This is a genomic window from Klebsiella planticola (assembly GCF_000783935.2).
Classification (GTDB): Bacteria; Pseudomonadota; Gammaproteobacteria; order Enterobacterales; family Enterobacteriaceae; genus Klebsiella; species Klebsiella planticola.
On sequence record NZ_CP026047.1, the window covers coordinates 523,353 to 547,397 of the forward strand.

23 protein-coding genes and 1 pseudogene are annotated in these 24,045 nt (G+C 55.2%); 15 read left to right on the forward strand and 9 right to left on the reverse strand.

Going from position 1 to position 24,045, the window contains the following annotated elements:
- Nucleotides 1–5: 5 nt before the first annotated feature.
- The 5 genes from MC50_RS02420 to exaC form a co-directional block, all read right to left on the reverse strand.
- Nucleotides 6–1,112, reverse strand: coding sequence for a fimbrial protein (locus MC50_RS02420; RefSeq protein ID WP_032691045.1), 1,107 nt, complete (start codon nt 1,110–1,112; stop codon nt 6–8).
- A gap of 17 nt (nt 1,113–1,129) precedes the next feature.
- Entirely contained in the window at nt 1,130–3,625 is a 2,496-nt protein-coding gene (locus MC50_RS02425; RefSeq protein WP_049265105.1) for a fimbria/pilus outer membrane usher protein, read from the reverse strand.
- A 77-nt stretch (nt 3,626–3,702) separates the two neighbouring features.
- Entirely contained in the window at nt 3,703–4,368 is a 666-nt protein-coding gene (locus MC50_RS02430) for a fimbrial biogenesis chaperone (RefSeq protein ID WP_032691043.1), read from the reverse strand.
- A gap of 89 nt (nt 4,369–4,457) precedes the next feature.
- Nucleotides 4,458–5,054: a fimbrial protein gene (locus MC50_RS02435; protein WP_047663398.1), complete on the reverse strand. Its 597-nt coding sequence runs from the start codon at nt 5,052–5,054 to the stop codon at nt 4,458–4,460.
- Between the two features lie 757 nt (nt 5,055–5,811).
- Nucleotides 5,812–7,332 (reverse strand): acetaldehyde dehydrogenase ExaC, encoded by a 1,521-nt coding sequence (exaC, locus tag MC50_RS02445; RefSeq protein WP_032691040.1) that lies wholly within the window; start codon nt 7,330–7,332, stop codon nt 5,812–5,814.
- A 250-nt stretch (nt 7,333–7,582) separates the two neighbouring features.
- Here exaC and MC50_RS02450 point away from each other — a divergent pair, with 250 nt between their 5' ends.
- Nucleotides 7,583–9,379 carry a sigma-54-dependent Fis family transcriptional regulator gene (locus MC50_RS02450; RefSeq protein ID WP_046853535.1) on the forward strand — a complete coding sequence of 599 codons (1,797 nt, stop codon included), beginning with the start codon at nt 7,583–7,585 and terminating at the stop codon, nt 9,377–9,379.
- A 7-nt stretch (nt 9,380–9,386) separates the two neighbouring features.
- On the opposite strand, the gene MC50_RS02455 is transcribed toward MC50_RS02450, so the two are convergent.
- Nucleotides 9,387–9,983 (reverse strand): undecaprenyl-diphosphatase, encoded by a 597-nt coding sequence (locus MC50_RS02455; protein ID WP_032691038.1) that lies wholly within the window; start codon nt 9,981–9,983, stop codon nt 9,387–9,389.
- 202 nt (nt 9,984–10,185) lie between these two features.
- On the opposite strand from MC50_RS02455, the pseudogene MC50_RS02460 reads away from it, so the two are divergent.
- The 4 genes and pseudogenes from MC50_RS02460 to MC50_RS02475 form a co-directional block, all read left to right on the forward strand.
- Nucleotides 10,186–10,470: pseudogene (locus MC50_RS02460) on the forward strand (NAD(P)H-dependent oxidoreductase); the annotation flags it as partial.
- Between the two features lie 78 nt (nt 10,471–10,548).
- Nucleotides 10,549–10,848 carry an ArsR/SmtB family transcription factor gene (locus tag MC50_RS02465; protein ID WP_032696791.1) on the forward strand — a complete coding sequence of 100 codons (300 nt, stop codon included), beginning with the start codon at nt 10,549–10,551 and terminating at the stop codon, nt 10,846–10,848.
- Between the two features lie 9 nt (nt 10,849–10,857).
- Complete coding sequence (locus tag MC50_RS02470; protein WP_032691035.1) at nt 10,858–11,379, forward strand: rhodanese family protein; 522 nt, start codon at nt 10,858–10,860, stop codon at nt 11,377–11,379.
- 93 nt (nt 11,380–11,472) lie between these two features.
- On the forward strand, nt 11,473–11,652 hold the full coding sequence (locus tag MC50_RS02475; protein WP_015585895.1) for a hypothetical protein: 180 nt from the start codon (nt 11,473–11,475) through the stop codon (nt 11,650–11,652).
- Between the two features lie 84 nt (nt 11,653–11,736).
- Here the strand turns inward: MC50_RS02475 and stpA are convergent, their stop codons facing one another.
- Nucleotides 11,737–12,138, reverse strand: coding sequence for a DNA-binding protein StpA (gene stpA / locus MC50_RS02480; RefSeq protein WP_047663400.1), 402 nt, complete (start codon nt 12,136–12,138; stop codon nt 11,737–11,739).
- 715 nt (nt 12,139–12,853) lie between these two features.
- On the opposite strand from stpA, the gene alaE reads away from it, so the two are divergent.
- Nucleotides 12,854–13,303 (forward strand): L-alanine exporter AlaE, encoded by a 450-nt coding sequence (alaE, locus tag MC50_RS02490; RefSeq protein ID WP_032691030.1) that lies wholly within the window; start codon nt 12,854–12,856, stop codon nt 13,301–13,303.
- A gap of 86 nt (nt 13,304–13,389) precedes the next feature.
- On the opposite strand, the gene MC50_RS02495 is transcribed toward alaE, so the two are convergent.
- Nucleotides 13,390–13,752 (reverse strand): DUF2002 family protein, encoded by a 363-nt coding sequence (locus MC50_RS02495; RefSeq protein ID WP_032691029.1) that lies wholly within the window; start codon nt 13,750–13,752, stop codon nt 13,390–13,392.
- Nucleotides 13,753–13,902: 150 nt separating this feature from the next.
- Between MC50_RS02495 and MC50_RS02500 the strand changes: the two genes are divergently transcribed.
- Nucleotides 13,903–14,229 (forward strand): DUF883 family protein, encoded by a 327-nt coding sequence (locus MC50_RS02500; protein ID WP_004866763.1) that lies wholly within the window; start codon nt 13,903–13,905, stop codon nt 14,227–14,229.
- A gap of 124 nt (nt 14,230–14,353) precedes the next feature.
- Here MC50_RS02500 and pdxR read toward each other — a convergent pair whose 3' ends face one another.
- Nucleotides 14,354–15,724: a MocR-like pyridoxine biosynthesis transcription factor PdxR gene (pdxR, locus tag MC50_RS02505; RefSeq protein WP_102990869.1), complete on the reverse strand. Its 1,371-nt coding sequence runs from the start codon at nt 15,722–15,724 to the stop codon at nt 14,354–14,356.
- Between the two features lie 111 nt (nt 15,725–15,835).
- On the opposite strand from pdxR, the gene MC50_RS02510 reads away from it, so the two are divergent.
- The 8 genes from MC50_RS02510 to proX all read left to right on the forward strand — a co-directional run bounded on the left by MC50_RS02510 (nt 15,836) and on the right by proX (nt 23,876).
- Nucleotides 15,836–16,267, forward strand: a complete 432-nt coding sequence (locus MC50_RS02510) for a carboxymuconolactone decarboxylase family protein (protein WP_032691027.1) — start codon at nt 15,836–15,838, stop codon at nt 16,265–16,267.
- A 183-nt stretch (nt 16,268–16,450) separates the two neighbouring features.
- Nucleotides 16,451–16,693 (forward strand): glutaredoxin-like protein NrdH, encoded by a 243-nt coding sequence (nrdH, locus tag MC50_RS02515; RefSeq protein ID WP_004866773.1) that lies wholly within the window; start codon nt 16,451–16,453, stop codon nt 16,691–16,693.
- Nucleotides 16,690–17,100 carry a class Ib ribonucleoside-diphosphate reductase assembly flavoprotein NrdI gene (gene nrdI, locus MC50_RS02520; RefSeq protein WP_032691026.1) on the forward strand — a complete coding sequence of 137 codons (411 nt, stop codon included), beginning with the start codon at nt 16,690–16,692 and terminating at the stop codon, nt 17,098–17,100. The genes nrdH and nrdI overlap by 4 nt, the downstream gene beginning before the upstream one ends.
- Nucleotides 17,073–19,217, forward strand: coding sequence for a class 1b ribonucleoside-diphosphate reductase subunit alpha (nrdE, locus tag MC50_RS02525; protein WP_032698964.1), 2,145 nt, complete (start codon nt 17,073–17,075; stop codon nt 19,215–19,217). The genes nrdI and nrdE overlap by 28 nt, the downstream gene beginning before the upstream one ends.
- A gap of 10 nt (nt 19,218–19,227) precedes the next feature.
- Nucleotides 19,228–20,190 (forward strand): class 1b ribonucleoside-diphosphate reductase subunit beta, encoded by a 963-nt coding sequence (gene nrdF, locus MC50_RS02530; protein WP_047663401.1) that lies wholly within the window; start codon nt 19,228–19,230, stop codon nt 20,188–20,190.
- Between the two features lie 356 nt (nt 20,191–20,546).
- Entirely contained in the window at nt 20,547–21,749 is a 1,203-nt protein-coding gene (gene proV / locus MC50_RS02535) for a glycine betaine/L-proline ABC transporter ATP-binding protein ProV (RefSeq protein WP_004866784.1), read from the forward strand.
- On the forward strand, nt 21,742–22,806 hold the full coding sequence (gene proW, locus MC50_RS02540; RefSeq protein ID WP_032691023.1) for a glycine betaine/L-proline ABC transporter permease ProW: 1,065 nt from the start codon (nt 21,742–21,744) through the stop codon (nt 22,804–22,806). Before proV ends, proW begins: the two co-directional genes overlap by 8 nt.
- 71 nt (nt 22,807–22,877) lie before the next feature.
- Entirely contained in the window at nt 22,878–23,876 is a 999-nt protein-coding gene (gene proX, locus MC50_RS02545) for a glycine betaine/L-proline ABC transporter substrate-binding protein ProX (RefSeq protein ID WP_004866790.1), read from the forward strand.
- Nucleotides 23,877–24,045 lie beyond the last annotated feature (169 nt).

Genomic DNA, 24,045 nt, shown 5'->3' on the forward strand with positions numbered 1-24,045 from the left:
GGCGCTTAGTTATATTCGAGCGCAAAGGTCGCCAGGCTATTCGCCCGTCCGGGGGTTACCGCATCTCCCGTCTGCACATACTGGGCGGTAAAATTGATACTCTCGGCAGCGGCGGCGCTGCTGGCGGTAACATGTTTCAGCACCGGTAGATTACTGGAGACATTCATTTTCACACCGGTTCCCGCGGGCGGCGCCGGGGCCGGATTGTTACCATAGCTCAGTTTTATCCCCACCCCGCTGGCAGCGCCGTCAACCTGGGCCAGCGCTAAGGAATCGCTGATGCTGGGGTCGGCGGTGACGCCAAAAAAACCAATCCGGATATCGGTCGGCGTGCTGCAATATACCGGAATGCTAAAGGTCTGCGCCGCGCCGGCGGTGCTGGTTTTGCCTTTGAACTCCGCTTTATTCACCGTGCCCAGATTGACGCCGATAGACGCGCGGGTCACCTGACAACTGCCGCTGGCGCCAATATCAACGTTGAGGGCAGCGAGATCGATACTGACCGGCGCGCTAGCCACGTGGGAGGCGTTGCCAGCGTCCTGTTTTTCAATATATAAATTTCCCACCTGCGGCTGCCCCGGGACGCTGGCGTGATTGCCGCTGACCAGCGCAACATCGCCGGTTTTATAAAAGATGATATATGCTTTCACCACCACCTCCCGCTGGGCCAGCAGCGTCGACTGCTGCGAACTCTCGCAAACCGTTACGGATTCACTTCCGGCAGGCGCATCGCTGCCGTCAATATAGTGAATCGGGCCGCCGCCGCACTGAAAACCCAACGAATAGCCCATGCCGCTAAGCGCGGAGGCATACACATGCTGGCCGTTAATCACCCGTGGCGCACCGGTGGTGGCGCGCTGTTGATACACGATGCGTTTCCAGCCCGCGGTCGGCAGCTGTAGATCGCAGACGAAGTGAATACCGCCGCCGTTATCGGCCATCGCGTTGGTCATCTGCGTATCGGCGCGTAGCGTCGGCAGATAGCGAATATTCGGCACGTTAATCGTCATCTGCCCGACGCTGCCGCCGCAGCTCTCGGCCCAACCGTGTTGGCTATACATCCCCGCGATCAGCAGGAACACAAACTGTAATAAGCGAAAGCCACGATGCATCGCTCTTTCTCCTCGGTTTACGAACACAGGCCAGCGACGGTTTTCACCGTGTTCTGCTGTTGTTGATCGGCAATGTGGAAATGCAGCGAGCATTGCCGCGCGATATTGTTTTGCAGCCAGCTCACCTCAAGCACGCCCTCCTGAGGGATGCCGCTGAGATACGCCTGTCCGCCATCGGCCACCATTCCCTGCGGCGCGGCGCCCGTATCGTCCTCCTGCTGACGCAGCTGTACGCTGGCGCCGAACGGGACCGCCCCGTCGCGATTACGCAGCGTAAACAACACCCGGTTGCCGATATGGGTCTGGTAATTCGCCAGTACCACCGCGCCGCCGCCAGGGATGACGGTTTGACCTTGTAGATCCACGTCGGTGTCATTGCTCATTGATTCGGTATCCAGCGTGATGGTGTTTTTGCGGTATACCGTTAAGGTCGGTACCACGGCATAGCCGCGCCCGTCGGTATGCACGTTAGTACCGTCCTCAATCGCCACATCCGCCGCGCCTGGAGCACGGACGATGGCGAAACTGTCGCCGACGGGTTGCCCCAGCGTGACGCCATGCGGGTGCGCCACTACGGAGCCCGAAGCTCCCCAGGTCAGCTGGTTGCTGGCGCTATCATGGCGATAACCCAACTGGGCGCTGCCATATCCGCCGTGATAATCCAGCGCAGCGCTGCTGTTGCTCCCCTGCCCGGCGTTAGCATGGCCCTGCTGCAGCGAGTAATCGAGATCGCCGCGTCCAGGCACCGCGCCGTACAGCGAAACCTGCTGCGATGAGTGGCCGTTATTATCGGAGGTGGTGCTGTAGCCGACCGAGCTCTCGTCCAGCCAGCCGCCCAGCGGGATGTTGAGGTTAAATGACCACGAGCGATCGGCTTTTTCCCGGTCGGAGGATTGGGTGTAGTAATAGCCTACCCCCCACGACACGCCTTTCCAGGCGCTATAGAACCCGAGATGTACCGTTTCATCATTGCTGTTGCTGTGCCAGTACGTTTGTGAATAAGCGGAAATCGCCAGGCTACTGACGGCGCCAAAGGACTGCGCGACAGAGATCTCTTCGCGTTGACGCTTGTTGTCCAGTCGCTCGCTCTGGCTTTCCAGGGCGTTAGCCTCGCTGAAGCCATAATAGCTGCCGGAGGAGTAGCGATAGCTGGCGAGGCTGAACGAGGTCCCCGTCGAGGCAAAATCCTTTTGATACTGGACGCGCAATGAATGTCCGGCGTAGTGTCGATCAGAGGGGGTCGCAGTATTGGCCCAGGTCACATCGCTCCCCAACGACCCCAGCTCGCCAAAACCACGGCCAATTCCCAACGCCCAGGCCTGATAATCCTGCGCCAGCTGAGTACCGCCATACAGAGTGAACTCCGCAGGCAAACCATAAAATAGCGTCCCCTGAACAAACTGCGGCGATCTGACCTGATGCTGACTCGAATGATAACGCCCTGCGCTGAGGCTAAATTTGCTTCGCCCTTCGCGGAGCATAAAAGGGACCGTGGAGTATGGTTGGGTAAAAGAGCGTACCGACCCATCGCTCTCTTTAACCTGGACCTCAAGATCGCCGCTCTGCGCCGTAGGGTAGAGATCGTTGATCGCAAACGCCCCCGGAGAGACAAAGGTTTCGTAGATAACATAGCCGTGTTGCGAAACCGTCACTTTGGCGTTGCTGTGCGCCATGCCGCGAATCACCGGGGCAAAACCGCGCTGGCTGTCAGGCAGCATTTCATCATCGGACATCAGCTGCACGCCGCGAAACTGCACGCTATCGAAGACCTCGCCGCTGGTGAAGGTGTCACCAATCCGCAGCAGGCTTTTGACCGATTTCACATCGCGCTGTAGCCAGGTGCTTTGCGAATGCCAGCGGTAATGCTGGTCATACTGCATGGATGAAATATTACGCAAACGCCACGGCCCCAGGTTGGCCCCGTTGCGTAAATTCAGGTAGCTGGAGCGGCTTTGCGTTTCAGACTGGCGAGTCTGTGAGCCGGTCAGATTGTAGTTCACAAATGCCGCCGGGATCCCATCATCCCAGCGCGCCGGATCGACGTAGCCACGGCTTTGCACATTCATCGCCGCCTGCGGAATACTTAAGTTCAGGCGCTGTGTAGCAAAATCGAAACGGCTGCTGGCATCCGGAATAAACTGTTCAATCCGGGTAAACGTTTCGCCCTCATGCAGCCGGGTCAAGGTGGAAAAAGCGCTAACGTTGACCCCATATTCCGCCAGCTTCGCAGAGGTCAACTCCGGCTGCAGGACCCCACGATCGTCGACGAATACGATCGGCCCCTCGGCAACCTGCTGGTTGTTAACCCAGATAGTCACCGGATAGGTTCCCGGCTGCTGTCCGCCCGATTTGGCAAAATAATGCAAATCCGCCATCTTTTGCTGTGGGTTAGCAAACTCTAAGGCCGCAGGATCGAAGTAATCGTCTGCCCACGCCGTAGCGCTCTGGCAGAGAAAAAACAGCAGCGTCGGAAGCGCCGCCGCGCCTAAGGCGCCCCGGATGGGGACAGCCATGACGGAATAGTCATGAAGGAAAACGGGGGCCTTTTTGTTCACAATATCCTGACCGACGAGGGAAAAAATAGAAACAATTACTGCTGCGTATAATCTGTGATGCCGCCAAAATCATTGATGGCGCGCCATTTCACCGTCCCCGAGCCGTTAACCGGCCACTCTTTACGGGTCAAAGGTCCGATCATTCCCGGTTCATCAATATCGTGCCCCCCCACCGAGAGGGTAAAAAAGGAGACAAAGTATGGCGTCGGGTTCTGCGCCACCAGCCGGTTGCCAACAATCTTAAACGTTAACATCTGCCAGGCTTTCTCCGGATCGCCCGCCAGACCATGTGGCCGATAGAAAATTTTAAATTTAGATTTAATATTGACCTGTAATTTATTCGCATCGCCTTTTTGCGTCGGGGAGATACTTTTCACATTCAGCCAAAAGACGGATTCACGGTCATGAGGCAAGTCGGCGCCGATGAAATTAATTCGCAATACGTTTTCTTGCTCTGGGTCGAGGCGAAATAGCGGCGGCGTTACAATAAAAGGCACCTTGCTTTTATCATTTTCCGCATAGTTCTCTATCCATGACTGCACTAAATAAGGCGAATGGACATCGGCATTGGTGACAGAAATTGAGGCCTCGCGCTTCCCTTCCTGATAAATAACACGGGTCCCTCCCATGACAATACCGGCCTGTACCGTTGTGGATAACAGTAAAAAGGCAGCAGCCGCCGCCGCGATAATATGTTTCATAATTGCAACCATCAGCTAAGGTCTGAAATACAACTAAAGGAGAATGAGTTCTCAATAATAATGAGCAGGTGCTCCTGCTCATTTATTTCTTAGTTGTAAACCATATTGAAGTTTGCCGTGCCGTTTGCCGAACCGGCGGATACCGCACTGGTAGAGATATAATCAGCAAAGAACTCCAGATCCGCCGTCCCACTGTTGCTGCCGCTGGTCCCGGCGATCACCGCCTGATCCTTTGACTCTGTGCCGAGGTTAATTGGCGTTGCTTTATCATCTTCATACAGTTTAATCGCCACCCCCTGCGCCCCGCCATTTACCGCCAGCAGATTACTGTTATTGCTGTCGCGGGTGCCATCAAACAATACCGACACTTTAGTCACGGTGGCAGGGCAATCTTTCACTTTAATATGGAAAGCGGTTTTGGTGGTTTCAGAACCGGCGCCCGTAAAGTAGCTGCTCGCCCATTTCCCCAGATCGACAATCTGGTTGGCGCTGGTGCTATCGATATTACAAGAAGTATCGGTAATCGAACCGGAGAATTCGATCTGGCCACCGGTGCTTTGCGTACCGGCGCTGACGCCCGGATTGACGGTTAATGTAGAATGGGCAGGTTGTGAAGGCATTGCTACGACAACGCCGGATACCAGAATACCGACTACAGTTGCCATAATACGAAGTTGGGTTTTCATTATTTATCTCATCTCAAACATATATTTATGACAGATTAATCACAGGGTCATAATGAGCCTGAAGCAATCTGCTGACGCTCCTCCTTGTTAATGATATTGGCGTTCCATCCGCAGGATATTAAACGCATAGCAGGAAATTCCGTCTGATTGCTTACGCGCATCGGCGGCAACGCTTCATCAGGCGGGAATTTATTCGCGGCATTTAATATTAAAACAAATACTATTCTTAGAATAAATCAAACGCAATGATTTATTTTGTTAATGAAATAATGTTTTACTTTACATATCGAGTGGATTTCACAAATATTAAGAAAGTTATTAATTATAAAAACAAAGAAAAGCAACCCACCAATAACAATCCTCAACAAAACAACATGCTATTTGACAAAATTAACAAAAAAACATCATTTTATGCCGGATTATCCGCTGTGCTGGCGTCCACGGACTCAGCAAAAAACTAAGAATTTTCCTAATAAGTTTTATTTTCTTTTTGTCACCCCCGAAATAATAATAACACTAACCAATGAAGGATATCATGTTTCCGGCAAAATGATTTTCAAATGAAAGTTATTATTGAATAAATTTCATGTTCGTCGAAATAACAACTGTCCGGGTGCCTGAGGTTTCCTCTTTTTTTTTATTAAAAAAGTAAAGTTCAAAAATCAACCAATCGTCAATCAGCGATAAAAAAACCGCAACCTCAGCATAAGGTCGCGGTTTTTGTCAGACCGATAAAGTCAGATAATGAGACGCCCGGTTAAAACAGGCCGAGCGGCGCAGTTCCGTAACTCACCAGCAGGTTTTTCGTCTGTTGATAGGCATCAAGGGCCATTTTATGGGTTTCGCGGCCAACGCCCGACTGTTTATAGCCGCCAAACGCGGCATGGGCCGGGTAGACGTGATAACAGTTGGTCCAGACGCGACCGGCTTTAATCCCACGCCCCATTCGGTACGCCAGATTGCTGTCGCGGGTCCAGACGCCGGCGCCGAGCCCAAACTGAGTCTGGTTGGCTATTTCCAGTGCTTCTGCCTCATCTTTAAAGGTGGTGACGCCGATGACCGGGCCAAAAATCTCTTCCTGGAAGCTGCGCATATCATTGCGCCCCTTAATCAGGGTTGGCTGAATGTAGTAACCATTATCCAGTTCAGCCGCGATACTGGCGCGCTCTCCGCCGGTCAGGATCTGCCCCCCCTCTTCGCGGGCAATCTTAATATACGACAGGATCTTATCGAACTGCTGGCGTGACGCCTGCGCCCCGATCATGGTGTCGGTGTCAAAGGGATCGCCGCGCCGAATCTGGGCCACTTTCGCCATCACCCGCGCCATAAACGGCTCGTAGATCGATTCATGGATCAGAGCACGCGATGGACAGGTACACACTTCGCCCTGGTTGAAGAAGCCCAGCACCAGCCCCTCCACCGCCTTCTCGATAAACTCTTCTTCTCCGTCCATCACATCGGCAAAATAGATATTTGGCGACTTGCCGCCCAGCTCAACGGTTGCGGGAATAATATTCTCCGCCGCACAGGCCAGAATATGCCGTCCGACGGGCGTTGAGCCGGTAAAGGCGATTTTGGCAATACGTTTGCTGGTTGCCAGCGCTTCACCGGCCTCTTTACCGAAGCCCTGCACCACGTTGAGGACGCCTGCCGGGAAGAGGTCGCCAATAATTTCCAGCAGCAGCGTGATACTCAGCGGCGTCTGCTCTGCCGGCTTGAGCACCACGCAGTTCCCCGCCGCCAGCGCCGGCGCCAGCTTCCACGCCGCCATCAACAGCGGAAAGTTCCACGGAATAATTTGCCCGACCACGCCCAGCGGTTCATGGAAGTGATAGGCCACGGTGGTTTCATCAATTTCCGCCGTGCTCCCCTCCTGGGCGCGCAGGCAGCCGGCAAAATAGCGGAAGTGATCGACCGCCAACGGCAGATCGGCATTCAGCGTTTCGCGCACCGGTTTACCATTGTCCCAGCTTTCTGCAATCGCCAGATATTCCAGGTTCTCCTGAATCCGGTCGGCGACCTGGAGCAGCAGGTTGGAACGATGCTGTACCGATGTTTTCCCCCACGCTTCCGCGGCACGGTGCGCGGCATCAAGAGCAAAGTCGATATCTTTGGCATCGGAGCGGGGAAATTGTGCAATGTCACTCCCGTCCACGGGGGAGGTATTCATAAAGTATTCGCCGCCGAGTGGTTCGACAAATTGACCGTCAATATAGTTACCGTAGGCGGACTTGAATGAAACTAAGGCGCCCGGGGTGCCAGGATGTGCATAACGCATTGCAATCTCCTTCTGTAGGGTTGAGGCGCAGCGGGGTATTGGTTTTTTGCTGTTGCCTGCTGCACAGAAGCTTATGCAGAGGTTATGCCAGATTTATTGACGGAATAAATATACAAATAATTCAATATCTTAATACGTAATCCTGTATCGCATGGGAACGTAATTTTGCTTATGTGTCGCAAATCGCAACACATGAGAAACCATAAAGCTACAATATTGCAACATCAGCCATCCGACCACGAGGTGCTCCGTGCAAGGCAATTCGTTTACCCTCGATCCCGAGGTAAAAACCAGCCCGTTGCTCAGCGATTCCTGGTTTCGTAGCCAACAGTACGGCCTGGATCCCGCGACGGATGATTTCCCGCGCCTGGGTTCCGGCGAACTGGCGGATGCGCTGGCCAGCCATGCCCGGTTACAGCAGTTAACCCAGCCGGTGGTGAACACCCTGTCGCGTAAAGTGAGCGATCTCCAGTCGGTGGTGATCCTCTCTGACGCCAGCGGTCTGGTGCTGCAAACCTTCGGCAACCTGCACGCGATGCAGAAAGCGCAAAGCTTCGCGCTGGCTCCGGGAAATCTGTGGAGCGAGAGCGGGCGCGGTACCAACGCCATCGGTACCGCGCTGGCCATTGACGACAGCTGCGAAATCGACGGCCGCCAGCACTTCCTCACCCGCAATCAGGATCTCTATTGCGCCGCGATGCCGGTTCAGAGTCCGGATGGAAAAATTGCCGGGGTGCTGGATATTTCCGGCCCGGCCCACTTCCCCCACCCCCACACGCTGGCGTGGGTAAAAGAGGCCGCGAAGCAGATTGAATATCTGTGGGTAAAACAGAGTCTCCATCCGCAGCAGTGGCTGATGAGCCTGCACCCTCAACCCCACAAACTCGACAGCGTTGAAGAGCTGCTGCTGGTCTTTTCCGATAACGTGCTGACCGCCGGAAACCGCCTGGCGATGCGCGATCTGGGTCTGGATCCCGGACAACTCGGCCATATCACCTTTCAGCAGCTGTTTCCTCAGCTGACGCAAACGGCGGTAAATGTTCCGCTGCCGCTAACTCTGCAGCGACAAACCTATTACTACCGTTTGCGCGCGCCGACCCGCACCCACGTTGCGGTACCAGCGCCGGCCCCGGCGCCGACGCTGCCGGCCATTGAGCTGCCTTTCGCCAGTCAGCGTGAAGGAGAGAAGATGGTGCGTCTGCTGAATGCCGGCATTGCCCTGTGTATTGAGGGCGAAACAGGATGTGGCAAAGAGTTTGTCAGCCGCACGCTTCATCAGCACAGCCGCTGGCGTGACGGTAAATTCGTGGCGATCAACTGCGCGGCGATACCCGAATCGCTGATTGAATCGGAGCTGTTTGGCTATCAGCCTGGCGCCTTTACCGGCGCCAGTAAGAATGGCTATATCGGTAAAATTCGCGAGGCGGACGGCGGCGTGCTATTCCTCGATGAGATTGGCGATATGCCGATGCTGCTTCAAACCCGGCTGCTGCGGGTGCTACAGGAAAAAGAGGTTACGCCGCTCGGCGCCAGCCAGAGCGCCCCGGTCAGCTTTGCGCTTATTTGCGCCACCCACCGTAACCTGATGCAACATGTTGCCGACGGGACGTTTCGCGAGGACCTGCTCTATCGCCTGCGCGAATTCGCCCTCACTATTCCACCGCTGCGGGAGTGGCCCCAACTGCCGACGTTTCTTCAGCAGCTATGGCAAGCCCTCGGTGCCGAAGCGCGACACGTCCAGCTCTCGCCTGCGCTCCTGACACACCTCTCCACCCTTCCCTGGCCAGGCAACGTGCGCCAGCTACAAAGCCTGATGAAGGTGCTGTTGGCGCTGGCCGACGAAGGAGAACAACTGGAAGTGGAGGATTTACCGGCAGAGTACCAGTCGGCCCCGGCTCCGGCCCCGTCGCGCGGGTTGCAGCAGCACGATGCGCAGCTGATTGCCGACACGCTATCGACGTATAACGGTAATGTCAGTAAAGCGGCGCAGGCTCTGGGCGTCGCGCGCAGCACGCTCTACCGACGCGCCGCGCGGACAAGAAACTAAACGTGAGCTACGGCGTAAAACGGGCCGGCAGCCAGGAAAACATGCGCTGGCTGATGGCTTCGCAAATCCGCACCATTGCCGGCCCAAAGGCCTGCCAGACCCCTTTACTCACCCAGACGGCAACCACCGCTACCGCCGCTGCGCCCACCATATCCAGCGGGAAATGGACCCCGAGGAAAATGCGTGACCACGCCACCGGCAGCGATGCGAGCAGGACAAACAGCCCCAGGCTGCGTAGACGCAGAGAAAGCAACGCAAACGCCGCACTGAACATCACCAGACCGTGATCGCTCGGGAAGCCGTTATCCGCCGGATGACTGATCCAGGTATGGCCCAGCGGCATCATAAACGGCCGGGGGTGGAACCACAGCGAGCCGCACAGATAGCCCAACGCAAGCGCCATCAGAATATTCAGCGTGCAAAACAGCGCCTGCCGGTGCCCCTGGCGACCGCCTAAAAACCACAGACCGAGCAGAATAGCCGGAACGATAAAGATCATTCCGCTTGCGCAGAAGCGGGCCAACGCCAGAAGGGTATCCGACGTCCCCGGCTGAGCATTCAGCGCCAGAAAAGCGCTTTGGTTAACCGTTTCGAGTACGTTCATTGCAAGGGTCCATGCCAGTCATATTACTGTCATTATCGCAACTCTCTCTTAAGTTACGCTTAACCCCGCGGCGAAGAGGTGACTCGTTTTATTGCTGGCCTCCGGTCTGGCGGATCGCCTGCGGCAATCCGGCGAGCAGTTAGCCGATGGTCTGGTGTCCGGCCAGTTCAGAGAGAGTCGCGGGTGCCGGATGCGCCTGTAGTTTGATCTGGTCGCCAGGGCCCGCGAAACCTTCCGCTACACCGAGAGCTGGCCTCAGGGGTTGGTCGAGGGTGTACGCGCGGTGGTGATCAGCTCCCGCGGCGGCGTACATTGCGGGCAGGATAGCGATGCCGTCACCCCCTACCTCCGTTCGGTACTGGGTCTGATGGGCATTAGCGAAGTGGCATTTATCTATACCGAAGGTCTGGATATCCAGCCTCACGGCCGCGATGCCGGCATTGCCCAGGCCAGAGAACAGCTTATCCGGCTGACACAAGCGGCCTGACCGCGACGGCATTTTCTGCGCTGGCGCCGCGGCGTTTTTTATTTTAGACTTATCTAAATTTAGAAAAGACTAAAATAAATGAATACACCAGAACAGCTGCAGTCCAGCGCCGGAGAAGCCGCCGCCCTGTTGAAAGCCATGAGCAATCCGAACCGGCTGATGATTCTGTGCATGCTGTGCGAGACGCCGCGCGCCAGCGCCGGCGAACTGGCACGGGTCACCGGTCTGAGCCCTTCGGCCACCTCTCAGCATCTGGCGCGCATGCGCGATGAAGGCCTGATCGGCAGTGAGCGCGAGGCGCAACGTATCCACTACTTCATCACCCACCCTGCGGTTCAGCAAATCATTACCACGCTGAAGACCATTTATTGCCCATAAGGAGCCGTCATGACTATCGTCACTCTTTCTCCTGAAGAGGCCCGGGCGCAAATCGCGCAAGGGGCCAGATTAATCGATATTCGCGATGCCGATGAATACGCCCGCGAGCACATCCCCGATGCCGAGCTGGTGCCGCTGGCGGCCCTGAATAACGGCGCAACGCTGCACACCGCCGCGGACGAAACGGTCATTTTTCATTGTCAGGCGGGATCGCGTACACAAAATAATGCCATTCGTCTGCTGGCTGCGGCGGCTCCGGCCCAGGTGAAACTGCTGGCCGGCGGCATTCAGGCCTGGAAAGCAGCGGGATTGCCCGTCAAAGAGGATAAAACCCAGCCGCTGCCGTTAATGCGCCAGGTGCAAATCGCCGCGGGCGTACTCATTCTGTTGGGCGTGGCGCTGGGCTATAGCGTCAGTAGCGGCTTTTTCCTGCTCAGCGCTTTTGTCGGCGCCGGCTTAACCTTCGCCGGTATCACCGGTTTTTGCGGGATGGCGCGCCTGTTGGCCGTCATGCCCTGGAACCGACGCTGACGCCTGCGCCATCAGGCCTGTTGTATGCGGATATCCAGCTACGCTAAAGTGAAGGCGAACAGCGGCATTTATCCATGCCAGAGGAGATAAACGATGTATTCAGTAGGTGATCTGGTTCAGCCTCGTATGGGCGGACCCAAACTCAAGATTGTGGCCGTCGGTGAAGATCATATTGTCGCCGTGCAGGCCAGTAATGAACAGGGTGAGAAATATACGCTGAAGCCCGCAGACGTCACACCTTATAAAGAAGAAGGTGATTTTGGCGTTTGCTAATACACACGGTGGGATTCCCCACCGTTATTTTTTCGCTATCCGACAGCAGCCTTAACTCCTGCCGAATATCATTTTCGCTAACGCTTAAATCAGAAAACTTTCCAGCGTCGCACCGGCCGCAATCGCACGGGCGATCGGCTTCGGCATACGCCCCTGGCCGGTCCAGGTTTTTTGGGCACCGGAAAAATCGGTAAACCGATATTTTGCCGGACGCGGCTGGCGTTTTTTCGTCTCCTTCGACGGGCCTGCATTCTGCGTGACCAGCTCATCAGGCGTTATGCCGTCGGCAATCATCAGTTCCAGCCAGGTATTAATTTTTTCCTGATATTCTGCCTGCTGTTGCAGGGCAGACTGCTGCTCTGACCGTTTTTCTTCAGTGACGACCCTGAGTTTTTCCAGCATTTCTTCAAGTACGTCAATGGAGAATTCACGCGACATTGCCCGCAGTGAACGGATATTATTCAACTTCTGTAACATTAAAGACATAAATTATTAAACGTTCCTAAATTGCATATAAGACAATAGCACCGGGTACTTTAATATATGAAGCCATTTATTACCACCTTTAATGATGTTTGATAAATATATTCAGACCACAATCTTAAATTTTTATTTAAAATAACCACAGCGGCTATCCAGTCAATACCCGGAATTAATTCAGCGATAATTTGAATAGGGTAAAAAAGCCACAAAAATATCATCAGTCCGTATATTACCTGCATGGTCAGCAGGTTAGCGGGATATGTCCGATGGATAGAGGATGTCACAACGACCCGCCAGTGAATGAACATGCATGAAAAACGAATACGCACCAACGACAGAAAACAGAATCTAATGCTATTTAAAGCGCCTTTGTGGCATAAATTATTCTAAAAGTGACGAAAATCACACTGGAACCTGACTTCAGGCGGTAGTCGGCACAATCGTGGCCTGGTGCGATCCTCACGCCCGCCCGCAAAAAAAACATAAGGCATTAATAAATAAACAAAAAATAAAACATCAGGACAAAAGTAGCGCAGAGAAGACAAAACTACCTTTCGCAGAGTATTTTATCGACAAAAAGCCATTAAATAAAAATTTACAGCTAGTTGTCTCTTTCGATGCAGAGAGATAATCTACGCACATCAAAACAGGCAACCCAAAACGCTGCAGAAGAGCGCATTTTGTGGCGTATCAGACTTCATTTTCGAGGAGCACACCGATGTTCTCTGCGCAGTCCCGCTTGCGTCATGCGGTAGCAGACACCTTTGCGATGGTGGTTTACTGCACCGTTGTGAACATGTTGATCGAAATTTTTCTCTCCGGAATGACCTTTGAGCAGTCGTTATCTTCACGCCTGGTGGCGATTCCGGTGAACATTATTATTGCCGTGCCGTACGGATTTTACCGCGACCGCGCCATGCGCCTGGCACGTCACCTCAGCCCTTCCGCCTGGATGAAGAGTATTGCCGATGTTGTGGCTTATGTGACATTTCAGTCGCCGGTGTATGTTGCTATTTTATTTTCCGTCGGTGCCGACTGGCATCAAATTGCCGCGGCGGTGAGTTCAAATATTGCGGTATCAATGATGATGGGGGCGGTTTACGGCTACTTCCTCGATTACTGCCGCCGACTGTTCCGCGTCAGCGCTTACCAGCAGGCTAAAGCCTGAGTTTCAACACAACCTGCGACTGACCGCTGTCAGTCGCCTGCTCGTCTGTTTCCCCGCTTCACATCCCGGCACAAGTCATCATACGGTTAGTTATGCGACAGGCTCGGCTGCGCTTCGCCATATAATCCCTGCAAAAAACGCTCAAGCGCCATGCGCGAACTGAAGCCATGTGGAATACCATAATGCTGCTGCGCATCTCCGGCCAAATACAACGGAAACTGTTCATAATGATCGCAGGTTTTGATATCCGAGGCGGGTTCCGCCAGCGAATTACTGCGCTCTTTTAGCGCCGGATGAATAATTAAAGCGGTCCGCCCCATGCGCGCTTCGCGGTTCACATAAACATAATTATCGCCACGGCGATAGCCGTACGCTTTTTGCGTCACAACATCCATGGTGAAGCCGGCTTTTTCAAGAACACGCGCCACCTCATCGGGTCTTAAATACATACTCATTCCTCTTTATCTTTTACCGCACATTTACCTTACCTTATTCATCTTTGATAGTGCTTTCGGAAAATTCCAGAAATGGCACTGCAAAAGCATAATTCAAAATCTTGTTCTACACTTAATGACTCAATGGAATTAAGGGAGAAATCGATGGCTAACCGTCTGAACCGCAACAATGTCGATGAAAGCGCTGAAGATATTCATAACGATGTCAGCCAATTAGCGGATACGCTAGAAGAAGTGCTGAAATCATGGGGCAGCGATGCGAAAGATGAGGCTGATGCCGCACGGAAAAAAGCCCAGGCGCTGCTGAAAGAGACGCGTGCCCGTCTGAACGGGAACAACCGTGTGCAGCAGGCCGCTCGCGATGCCGCAGGCTGTGCCGATAGCTATGTGCGGGATAAACCGTGGCAGAGCGTCGGGGCCGCTGCCGCAGTTGGACTATTTATTGGCGTATTATTGAATTTACGTCGATAATATAAACGATAAATGAAGATAACAAATACGCGTCTGCCCCTGTGTGCCTCTGGCCCAGGGGCTTTTTGTTGTCTTAGCGCATATTGACGTGAATCGCTACTTTAGGGATGACCTGAATCCTCAGTCAGCGGCTGTATCTATCAGCCGAAAACAGCGCTACTTTGAGTAGACGCACCGCCTCCGTTGCCATCGCCATCGATGTCAGATTGGTAAAGCTCACCAGCAGTCCCCCTTCGCCGCGGCTTTGCATACGCCAGTCGCTCAGCGCCTGTACCGACAGTCCGGCCTGTCGGGCTTTCACAGCCAGCGCCCGATCGTCACCGTTCACCGTAATAACCAGCTGAATACCCCCCAGCTGAGGGACGACGCTAAACCCCTGCGCCAACAGCGCGGACTCCAGCCACTGCCGGCGCTGCGCATAGCAGGTACGCATTTTCTTCAGATGACGCCAGAAATGGCCTTCGTGGATAAAGTCAGCCAGCGTCTGCTGCCACAGCGTCGGTACGCTACAGCTCATCAATTCGGCCTGCTGGCGAAAGGCAGCGACCTGCGGGAGCGGTACCACCAGCCAGGCGGCGCGTAATGCCGGAAACAGCGATTTACTGAAGCTGCCGGCGTAAATCACCCGCTGCGGGGCATCAAGACTTTTCAGCGGCGGCAGCGGCTTCCCGCGATAGCGAAATTCGCTATCGTAATCATCTTCAATAATCCAGGCGTCGTGTCGGGCAGCCCATGCCAGCAGCTGCCTGCGTCGGGACAGCGACAGCGCAACGCCCAGCGGACTCTGGTGCGCGGGAGTCAGAAGCGCGAAATGCGCATCGGGGTAATGGCGTTGCGCCCACGCCACATCCATCCCCTCTTCATCAACGGGAACCGGATCGATAACCCCTCCTTCCCCGGTTATCACCGGTCGAATCAGCGGGAAACCAGGATCCTCCATCCACATATGCTGACCTGGCTGCGCCAGAGTGCGGAGCAGCAGCCGCATGGAAGCAGCATAGTTGCCGGTCACCAGCACCTGTTCGGGCAGGCATTCAATACTGCGGGAAAGACGCAGATAATCGACAATGGCCCGACGCAGGATCATCTCACCGCACGGATCGCCTGGCGCCAGGTCAAAACGCGTTTGCGTTCGCAGTCGCCGCCCCATCACCCGCGCCCACAGGCCGCGGGGAAAAAGATCCAGCGCCGGCAGCCCCAACTGAAACGGCTGCGGCGCCGTCGGCGCAATGTCCGTCGGGCGACGCGCCGGTTCCCCCCGCAGCGGACTCAGACGCTCGCTGACAAAGGTGCCCGCCTGCCCTCGTCGCTCCAGCCAGCCCTGGGCCACCAGCTCACCCCAGGCATTCTCCACGGTTGCGCGGGAGACGCCCAGCTCCTGGGCATAAACCCGGCTGGCGGGCAGGCGGCTACCGGGCGCGAGTTCGCCGTGTTCAATCGCAGACTTGAGCTGTCTGGCAATGCGCTGATAGTGGGGGACTTTTTTGATTTCCATTATGGTCTGCTTTTTTCATTAAAATATGGCTATCTTTTGCAGTCCATTATAGTGCTATTTTGCTGCGGTCTTAGAACCCATTCCCCGCGGTTCATCATTGAGGAAAACATCATGAGCACACTCCGTCAGCCCTATAACGAACTGAGTCCGGAAGTCTATAACGCGCTGGTGCAGGCCAAGATTGCGCTGGAAAAAAGTGAGCTGGACGGCGCCCTGCTGGAACTGGTTTACCTGCGGGTATCACAGATTAATGGCTGCGCTTTCTGTCTGGAAATGCACAGTAAAGCGCTGCGTAAATCCGGCGTGGCGCAGACTAAACTGGATGCGCTGGCCGGCTGGCGGGTAAGCGGGCATTTCAGCGCCGCGGAACAGGCGGCGCTGGCCTGGGCGGAATCGGTGACGCATATTGCCAGCACCCATGCAGAAGATGACGTTTACCTGCCGCTGCTGGAACATTTCAGCGCCCGTCAGATCAGCGATTTGACCTTCGCCATCAGCCTGATGAACGCCTTTAACCGCCTTGCCGTCAGCATGCGTCAGTAATTTCAGACCACGCGCCCTCCCCCTCGCCGGATTGGCCGGTGAGGGCATCACTTATCTAAAAACGCTATATATTGCGTGGTTGAACTTTTAGATAACTACATCTAGTATTTCCTGAACAGTTAACCGATAGCGACCGTCGCACTTTTTTGCGCCGTCCCTTTATCTTAAATGGAAATACGAATCATGCGCATTACTATTTACACTAAAAATGACTGCGTCCAGTGCCATGCCACCAAGCGGGCAATGGAAAGCCGCGGATTTGCCTTCGAGATGGTGAATGTCGAGCATCATCCGGACGCCGCTGACATGCTGCGCGAACAGGGCTTTCGTCAGCTGCCGGTCGTGATAGCCGGTGAAACCCGCTGGTCCGGTTTTCGCCCGGATATGATTAACCGTCTGCGCCCCGAACCGGTGGCCAACGCATGAGCCTGATCGTCTACTTCTCCAGCAGTTCCGAAAATACGCATCGGTTCGTCCAGCGTCTGGGGCTGCCCGCGGTGCGCATTCCGCTTAACGAGCGGGAGCGCATCCAGGTAGACGCCCCCTACATTCTCATTGTCCCCAGCTACGGCGGCGGCGGCACCGCTGGCGCGGTGCCCCGGCAGGCGATCCGCTTTTTAAACGACCCGCATAACCGCCAGCGGATACGCGGCGTGATTGCCGCCGGTAACCGTAACTTCGGCGACGCCTACGGTCGGGCCGGCGACGTCATCGCACAAAAGTGCGGCGTACCGTATCTGTATCGCTTTGAGCTGATGGGCACCCCAACCGATGTCGATAACGTGCGTAAAGGAGTAAGCGAATTTTGGCAACGACAACCGCAGAACGTCTAACCACCGGAGCGGCGGATTTCCACGCCCTCAACGCGATGCTGAATTTGTACGACAGCAATGGCCGTATTCCGTTTGAAAAAGACCACCAGGCGGTAGACGCCTTTATGGCGACGCACGTGCTGCCCCATACCGTCTCTTTCACCACGCAGAATGAAAAACTGGAATGGCTGATCGCCGAAGGCTATTACGATGCCAGCGTGCTGGCACGCTACGATCGTCGTTTTGTGCTGGCGCTGTTTGACCACGCGCACGGCGACCCGTTCCGCTTCCGGACCTTTCTCGGCGCCTGGAAATTCTATACCAGCTATACGCTGAAGACCTTTGACGGCAAACGCTACCTTGAGCATTTTGCCGATCGCACCTGTATGGTCGCCCTCACCCTCGCGCAGGGGGATGAAACCCTGGCCCGGCAGTTGACCGATGAGATCCTCAGCGGGCGCTTCCAGCCGGCGACCCCCACCTTCCTCAATGCCGGGAAGCAGCAGCGCGGCGAGCTGGTCTCCTGCTTCCTGTTGCGTATCGAAGACAATATGGAATCGATCGGTCGGGCGGTAAACTCGGCATTACAGCTGTCAAAACGCGGCGGCGGCGTGGCGTTTTTGCTCTCTAATCTGCGTGAAGCCGGCGCCCCGATTAAGCGCATTGAAAATCAATCTTCCGGCGTAGTGCCGGTGATGAAGATGCTCGAGGATGCTTTCTCCTACGCCAATCAGCTTGGTGCGCGCCAGGGGGCCGGGGCGGTCTACCTGCACGCCCATCACCCGGATATTCTGCGTTTTCTGGACACCAAACGGGAAAACGCCGACGAGAAAATTCGCATCAAAACCCTGTCGCTTGGGGTCGTCATCGCGGACATTACCTTCCAGCTGGCAAAAGACGACGCCCAGATGGCGCTGTTCTCACCCTATGACGTCGAGCGCCTGTACGGTAAGCCGTTTGGCGATATCGCCATCAGCGAGATGTATGCGCAGCTGGTCGCCGACGAGCGGGTCCGCAAACGCTGGATCCGCGCCCGCGATCTGTTCCAGCGGCTGGCGGAAATTCAGTTCGAATCCGGCTATCCCTACATCATGTTTGAAGATACCGTCAACCGCGCCAACCCGATTGCCGGGCGCATTAACATGAGTAACCTGTGCTCGGAAATTTTGCAGGTCAACACCCCGTCGACCTTTGATGAAAATCTGGATTATGCCAGCGTAGGCCAGGATATCTCCTGCAACCTGGGGTCGCTGAACATTGCTCATACCATGGATTCGCCAGATTTTGCCCGCACGGTCGAGGTGGCGGTGCGCGGCCTGACGGCGGTCTCTGACATGAGCGACATTCGCTCGGTGCCATCGGTGGCGGCGGGCAATGCCGCCTCCCATGCCATCGGTCTTGGCCAGATGAACCTGCACGGCTATCTGGCCCGGGAAGGCATCGCCTATGGCAGTCCGGAAGGGCTGGACTTTACCAACTTCTATTTTTATACCGTCACCTGGCACGCGCTGCACACCTCGATGCAGATAGCCCGCGAGCGCGGTGAGCATTTTGCCGGATTTGAACAATCGCGCTATGCCAGCGGCGAATACTTCGAACGCTATTTGCAGGGTGACTGGCAGCCGAAAACGGCAAAAGTCCGCGCGCTCTTCGCCCACGCCGGCATCCGCCTGCCCGACCGCGACATGTGGCTGAAGCTCCGCGATGACGTCATGCGCTACGGTATCTATAACCGTAATTTGCAGGCCATCCCGCCTACCGGATCTATCTCCTATATCAACCATGCGACCTCGAGCATCCACCCGATTGTCTCAAAGATAGAGATCCGTAAAGAGGGAAAAACCGGGCGGGTTTACTACCCCGCGCCATTTATGACCAATGACAATCTGGCGCTCTATCAGGATGCCTGGGAAATCGGCCCGCAAAAGATTATCGACACCTATGCCGAAGCCACTCGGCACGTCGATCAGGGGCTATCGCTGACGCTCTTTTTCCCCGATACCGCCACCACCCGCGATATCAATAAGGCGCAAATCTACGCGTGGAAGAAGGGCATCAAGACGCTGTATTACATCCGTCTGCGCCAGCTGGCGCTGGAAGGTACCGAAATCGAAGGCTGCGTGTCCTGCGCGCTGTAAGGAGAACAGGATGACCCATTTAACGCGTATTCGCGCTATTAACTGGAACAACATTGAGGACGATAAGGATCTGGAGGTCTGGAACCGTCTGACCAGCAACTTCTGGCTGCCGGAGAAAGTACCGCTGTCCAACGACATTCCCGCCTGGCAGACGCTGACGGCAGTGGAACAGCAGCTCACCATTCGCGTGTTCACCGGACTGACGCTGCTCGATACGATTCAGAATACCATCGGCGCGCCGGCGCTGATGGCGGATGCGCTGACCGCACACGAAGAGGCGGTGCTCTCCAACATCAGCTTTATGGAGGCGGTGCATGCCCGCTCCTACAGCTCAATTTTCTCCACCTTGTGCCAGACCAAAGATGTCGATGCCGCCTATGCATGGAGCGAAGAGAACGCACCGCTCCAGCACAAAGCCCGGCTGATGCTGGAGTATTATCAGGCGGATAATCCGCTGAAGAAGAAAATCGCCAGCGTGTTTCTCGAATCCTTCCTCTTCTATTCCGGATTCTGGCTGCCGATGTATTTCTCAAGCCGCGGTAAAATGACCAATACCGCCGACCTGATTCGCTTGATTATCCGCGATGAAGCGGTGCACGGGTATTACATCGGCTATAAGTACCAAAAGGGGCTGGAAAACATCGCGGCCGACGAGCGGGAACAGCTGAAGAATTTCGCCCTCGATCTGCTGATGGATTTATACGATAACGAACTGGCCTACACCCGGGATCTGTACGCCGACAGCGGCTGGATTGAGGAGGTGAACGCCTTCCTGTGTTACAACGCCAACAAAGCGCTGATGAACCTGGGCTACGAGGCGCTGTTTCCGGCAGAGATGGCGGCGGTCAACCCGGCGATTCTGGCGGCGCTTTCGCCAAACGCCGATGAAAATCATGACTTTTTCTCCGGCTCCGGTTCCTCGTATGTAATGGGCAAAACGGAAGAAACCGCCGACGACGATTGGGATTTTTAACCTTACTTTCACCAGGAAAATATTGCCCGATTTCCTGGTGATCTATTTCACATTATTAACTTTTATCACACAAAAAAAACCACATGATATTTCACTGTCATTCTGCCGGAATATTAAGCAAGAATCGCGTGGTTCACCAATTATTCCCCTGTCATCTGTAAAAAATATTACCTGCTGATCATCAACGCTCAGCCCTTCTATCATGGGGAATACGCCGCAGTGCCCTCCTCTCATTTCGATGCCAATAGGACATTGAGGGTTGTCACAGAATCTGAGTATGTTAGGGTGTAAAAAGGTAATTATCTCCACCAGGTACTATATTGACATAATACAAATAACAGGAAACTCTCTATTGCATGGCAATTAAATTAGAAATTAAGAATCTCTATAAGATATTTGGCGAGCATCCACAGCGAGCGTTCAAATATATTGAAAAAGGATTTACCAAAGAACAACTACTGGAAAAAACGGGACTTTCGCTTGGCGTAAAAGACGCCAGTCTGACCATTGAAGAAGGCGAGATATTCGTCATCATGGGGCTTTCCGGCTCAGGAAAATCCACCATGGTTCGCCTTCTCAATCGCCTGATTGAACCCACCCGCGGGCAGGTGCTGATAGATGGCGTCGATATCGCCAAAATCTCAGAAGCCGAGCTGCGTGAGGTGCGCAGAAAAAAGATCGCTATGGTATTTCAGTCATTTGCGCTGATGCCGCATATGACCGTGCTCGACAATGCCGCCTTTGGTATGGAGCTGGCGGGTATGTCGACCCAGGAGCGCCAGCAGAAAGCGCTGGAGGCGCTGCGTCAGGTCGGCCTGGAGAATTACGCGCATGCTTACCCGGATGAGCTCTCCGGCGGAATGCGCCAGCGCGTCGGCCTCGCCCGCGCGCTGGCCATCAACCCTGATATCCTATTAATGGACGAAGCCTTCTCCGCCCTTGACCCATTAATTCGTACCGAAATGCAGGATGAGCTGACAAAATTACAGGCGAAACATCAGCGTACCGTGGTCTTTATTTCCCACGATCTTGATGAAGCCATGCGCATTGGCGATCGGATTGCCATCATGCAAAATGGCGAAGTGATTCAGGTTGGTACCCCGGATGAAATACTGAATAATCCCGCCAATGATTATGTCAAAACCTTCTTCCGCGGTGTCGATATTAGCCAGGTGTTCAGCGCTAAAGATATTGCCCGTCGAAGCCCGGTAGGCTTAATTCGTAAAACGCCAGGTTTCGGCCCGCGTTCGGCATTGAAATTATTGCAGGACGAAGACCGCGAATATGGTTATGTGATTGAACGTGGTAATAAGTTTGTCGGTATTGTCTCTATTGATTCACTGAAATCCGCCTTGAGCGAAGGTCAGGGAATTGATGCGGCGTTACTCGCATCCCCGCAGGCGGTAGATGCGCAAACGTCGCTCAGCGACCTGCTCTCCCACGTCGGCCAGGCACCGTGCGCGGTTCCGGTTGTGGATGAAGGGCACCAGTACATCGGCATTATTTCTAAAGGAATGCTGCTGAAGGCTTTAGATCGCGAGGGGGCAAACAATGGCTGATCAATCTAATCCGTGGGATACCGCGCCGGCGGCGGATAGCGCTGCACAATCTGCCGATGCCTGGGGCACTCCGGCATCCGCACCGACCGATGGCGGCGGTGCGGACTGGCTAAACAGCGCGCCGGCGCCGCAGGCGGAACATTTCAACATCATGGATCCGTTTCATAAAACGCTGATCCCGCTCGACAGCTGGGTAACGCACGGTATCGACTGGATCGTGGTGCACTTCCGCCCGCTGTTCCAGGGCATCCGTGTGCCGGTGGACTATATCCTCAGCGCTTTCCAGCAGCTGTTATTAGGCATGCCGGCACCGGTTGCCATTGTGCTGTTTGCCCTTATCGCCTGGCAAATTTCCAGCGTGGGGATGGGCGTGGCAACGCTGATCTCGCTGGTTGCGATCGGCGCTATCGGCGCCTGGTCGCAGGCGATGGTGACCCTGGCACTGGTCCTGACCGCACTGCTGTTCTGTATGCTGATCGGCCTGCCGCTGGGGATCTGGCTGGCGCGTAGCCCACGGGCGGCGAAAATTATCCGCCCGCTGCTGGATGCCATGCAGACAACGCCGGCGTTCGTCTACCTGGTGCCGATTGTCATGCTGTTCGGGATTGGTAACGTTCCAGGCGTGGTGGTGACCATTATCTTCGCCCTGCCGCCTATCGTCCGTTTGACCATCCTCGGGATTAACCAGGTGCCCGCGGACCTGATTGAGGCTTCGCGCTCATTCGGCGCCAGCCCGCGTCAGCTGCTCTTTAAAGTGCAGCTCCCGCTGGCGATGCCGACCATCATGGCCGGGGTTAACCAGACGCTGATGCTGGCGCTGTCAATGGTGGTGATCGCCTCGATGATCGCCGTGGGCGGCCTTGGTCAGATGGTCCTGCGCGGGATCGGCCGCCTCGATATGGGGCTGGCGAGCGTCGGCGGCGTCGGGATCGTCATTCTGGCGATTATTCTCGACCGTCTGACCCAGGCCGTTGGCCGCGATTCCCGCAGCCGCGGCAACCGTCGCTGGTACGCAACCGGTCCTCTGGGGCTCATTACCCGCCCTTTCTGTAAATAGACTTCTCATCGCCCGGCGGCACTGCACCTGCCGGGCCCGCAGCTCTCCCTTCTCATTGATAAGGAATAACGATGCGACATAACACGATTATTGCCACAACGTTTGCCACTCTGCTCGCCACCAGCGCTGCCTGGGCAGCCGACCTGCCGGGAAAAGGCATCACCGTCAAACCGATTCAAAGCACCATTACGGAAGAGACCTTCCAGACCCTGCTGGTAAGCCGCGCGCTGGAAAAACTGGGCTACACCGTCGATAAGCCCAGCGAAGTGGACTACAACGTTGGCTATACCTCGCTTGCCTCCGGCGACGCGACCTTCACCGCCGTCAACTGGCAGCCGCTGCACGACGATATGTACGCTGCCGCCGGTGGTGATAAAAGCTTCTACCGCGAAGGCGTTTTTGTTAACGGCGCGGCGCAGGGCTACCTGATCGACAAAAAAACCGCCGAACAGTACCACATCAAATCCATCGATCAGCTGAAAGATCCGAAAATCGCCAAACTGTTTGATACCAACGGCGACGGTAAAGCCGATCTCACCGGCTGTACGCCGGGCTGGGGCTGTGAAGCGGTAATTAATCATCAGATTGATGCTTATGGCCTGAGCAAAACGGTGGTGCACAACCAGGGGAATTATGCGGCGATGATGGCCGATACCATTGCCCGCTTTAAAGAAGGTAAGCCGGTTATCTACTACACCTGGACGCCGTACTGGGTCAGTGACGTGCTGAAGCCGGGCAAAGATGTGGTCTGGCTGCAGGTTCCGTTCTCCTCTCTGCCGGGCGTGCAGAAAAATATCGATACCAAACTGGCGAACGGCGCGAACTATGGCTTCCCGGTCAGCACCATGCACATCGTAGCGAACAAAGCCTGGGCTGAGAAAAACCCGGCGGCGGCAAAACTGTTTAGCATCATGAAGTTGCCGATTGCCGACATTAACGCCGAAAACGCCATGATGCATGAAGGTCACGCCTCAGAAGCGGATATTCAGGGTCACGTTGATGGCTGGATCAAAGCCCACCAGCAGCAGTTTGACGGCTGGGTGAAAGAAGCGCTGGCCGCGCAGAAGTAACCTTCCCTCAGCCCCGGATAGCGACGTGCAGTCCGGGTGCCTGATTGGCCACTCTGTTGCCCCGGCGCCGGCCGGGGCAACTTTCAGCCAGTCCCGTTCTCCCGGCGAGCACCGCTTAACAAGGTGTCAAAGCGCCCCGCTCTCTGCTAAGGTAACCTCACCTGTTCAA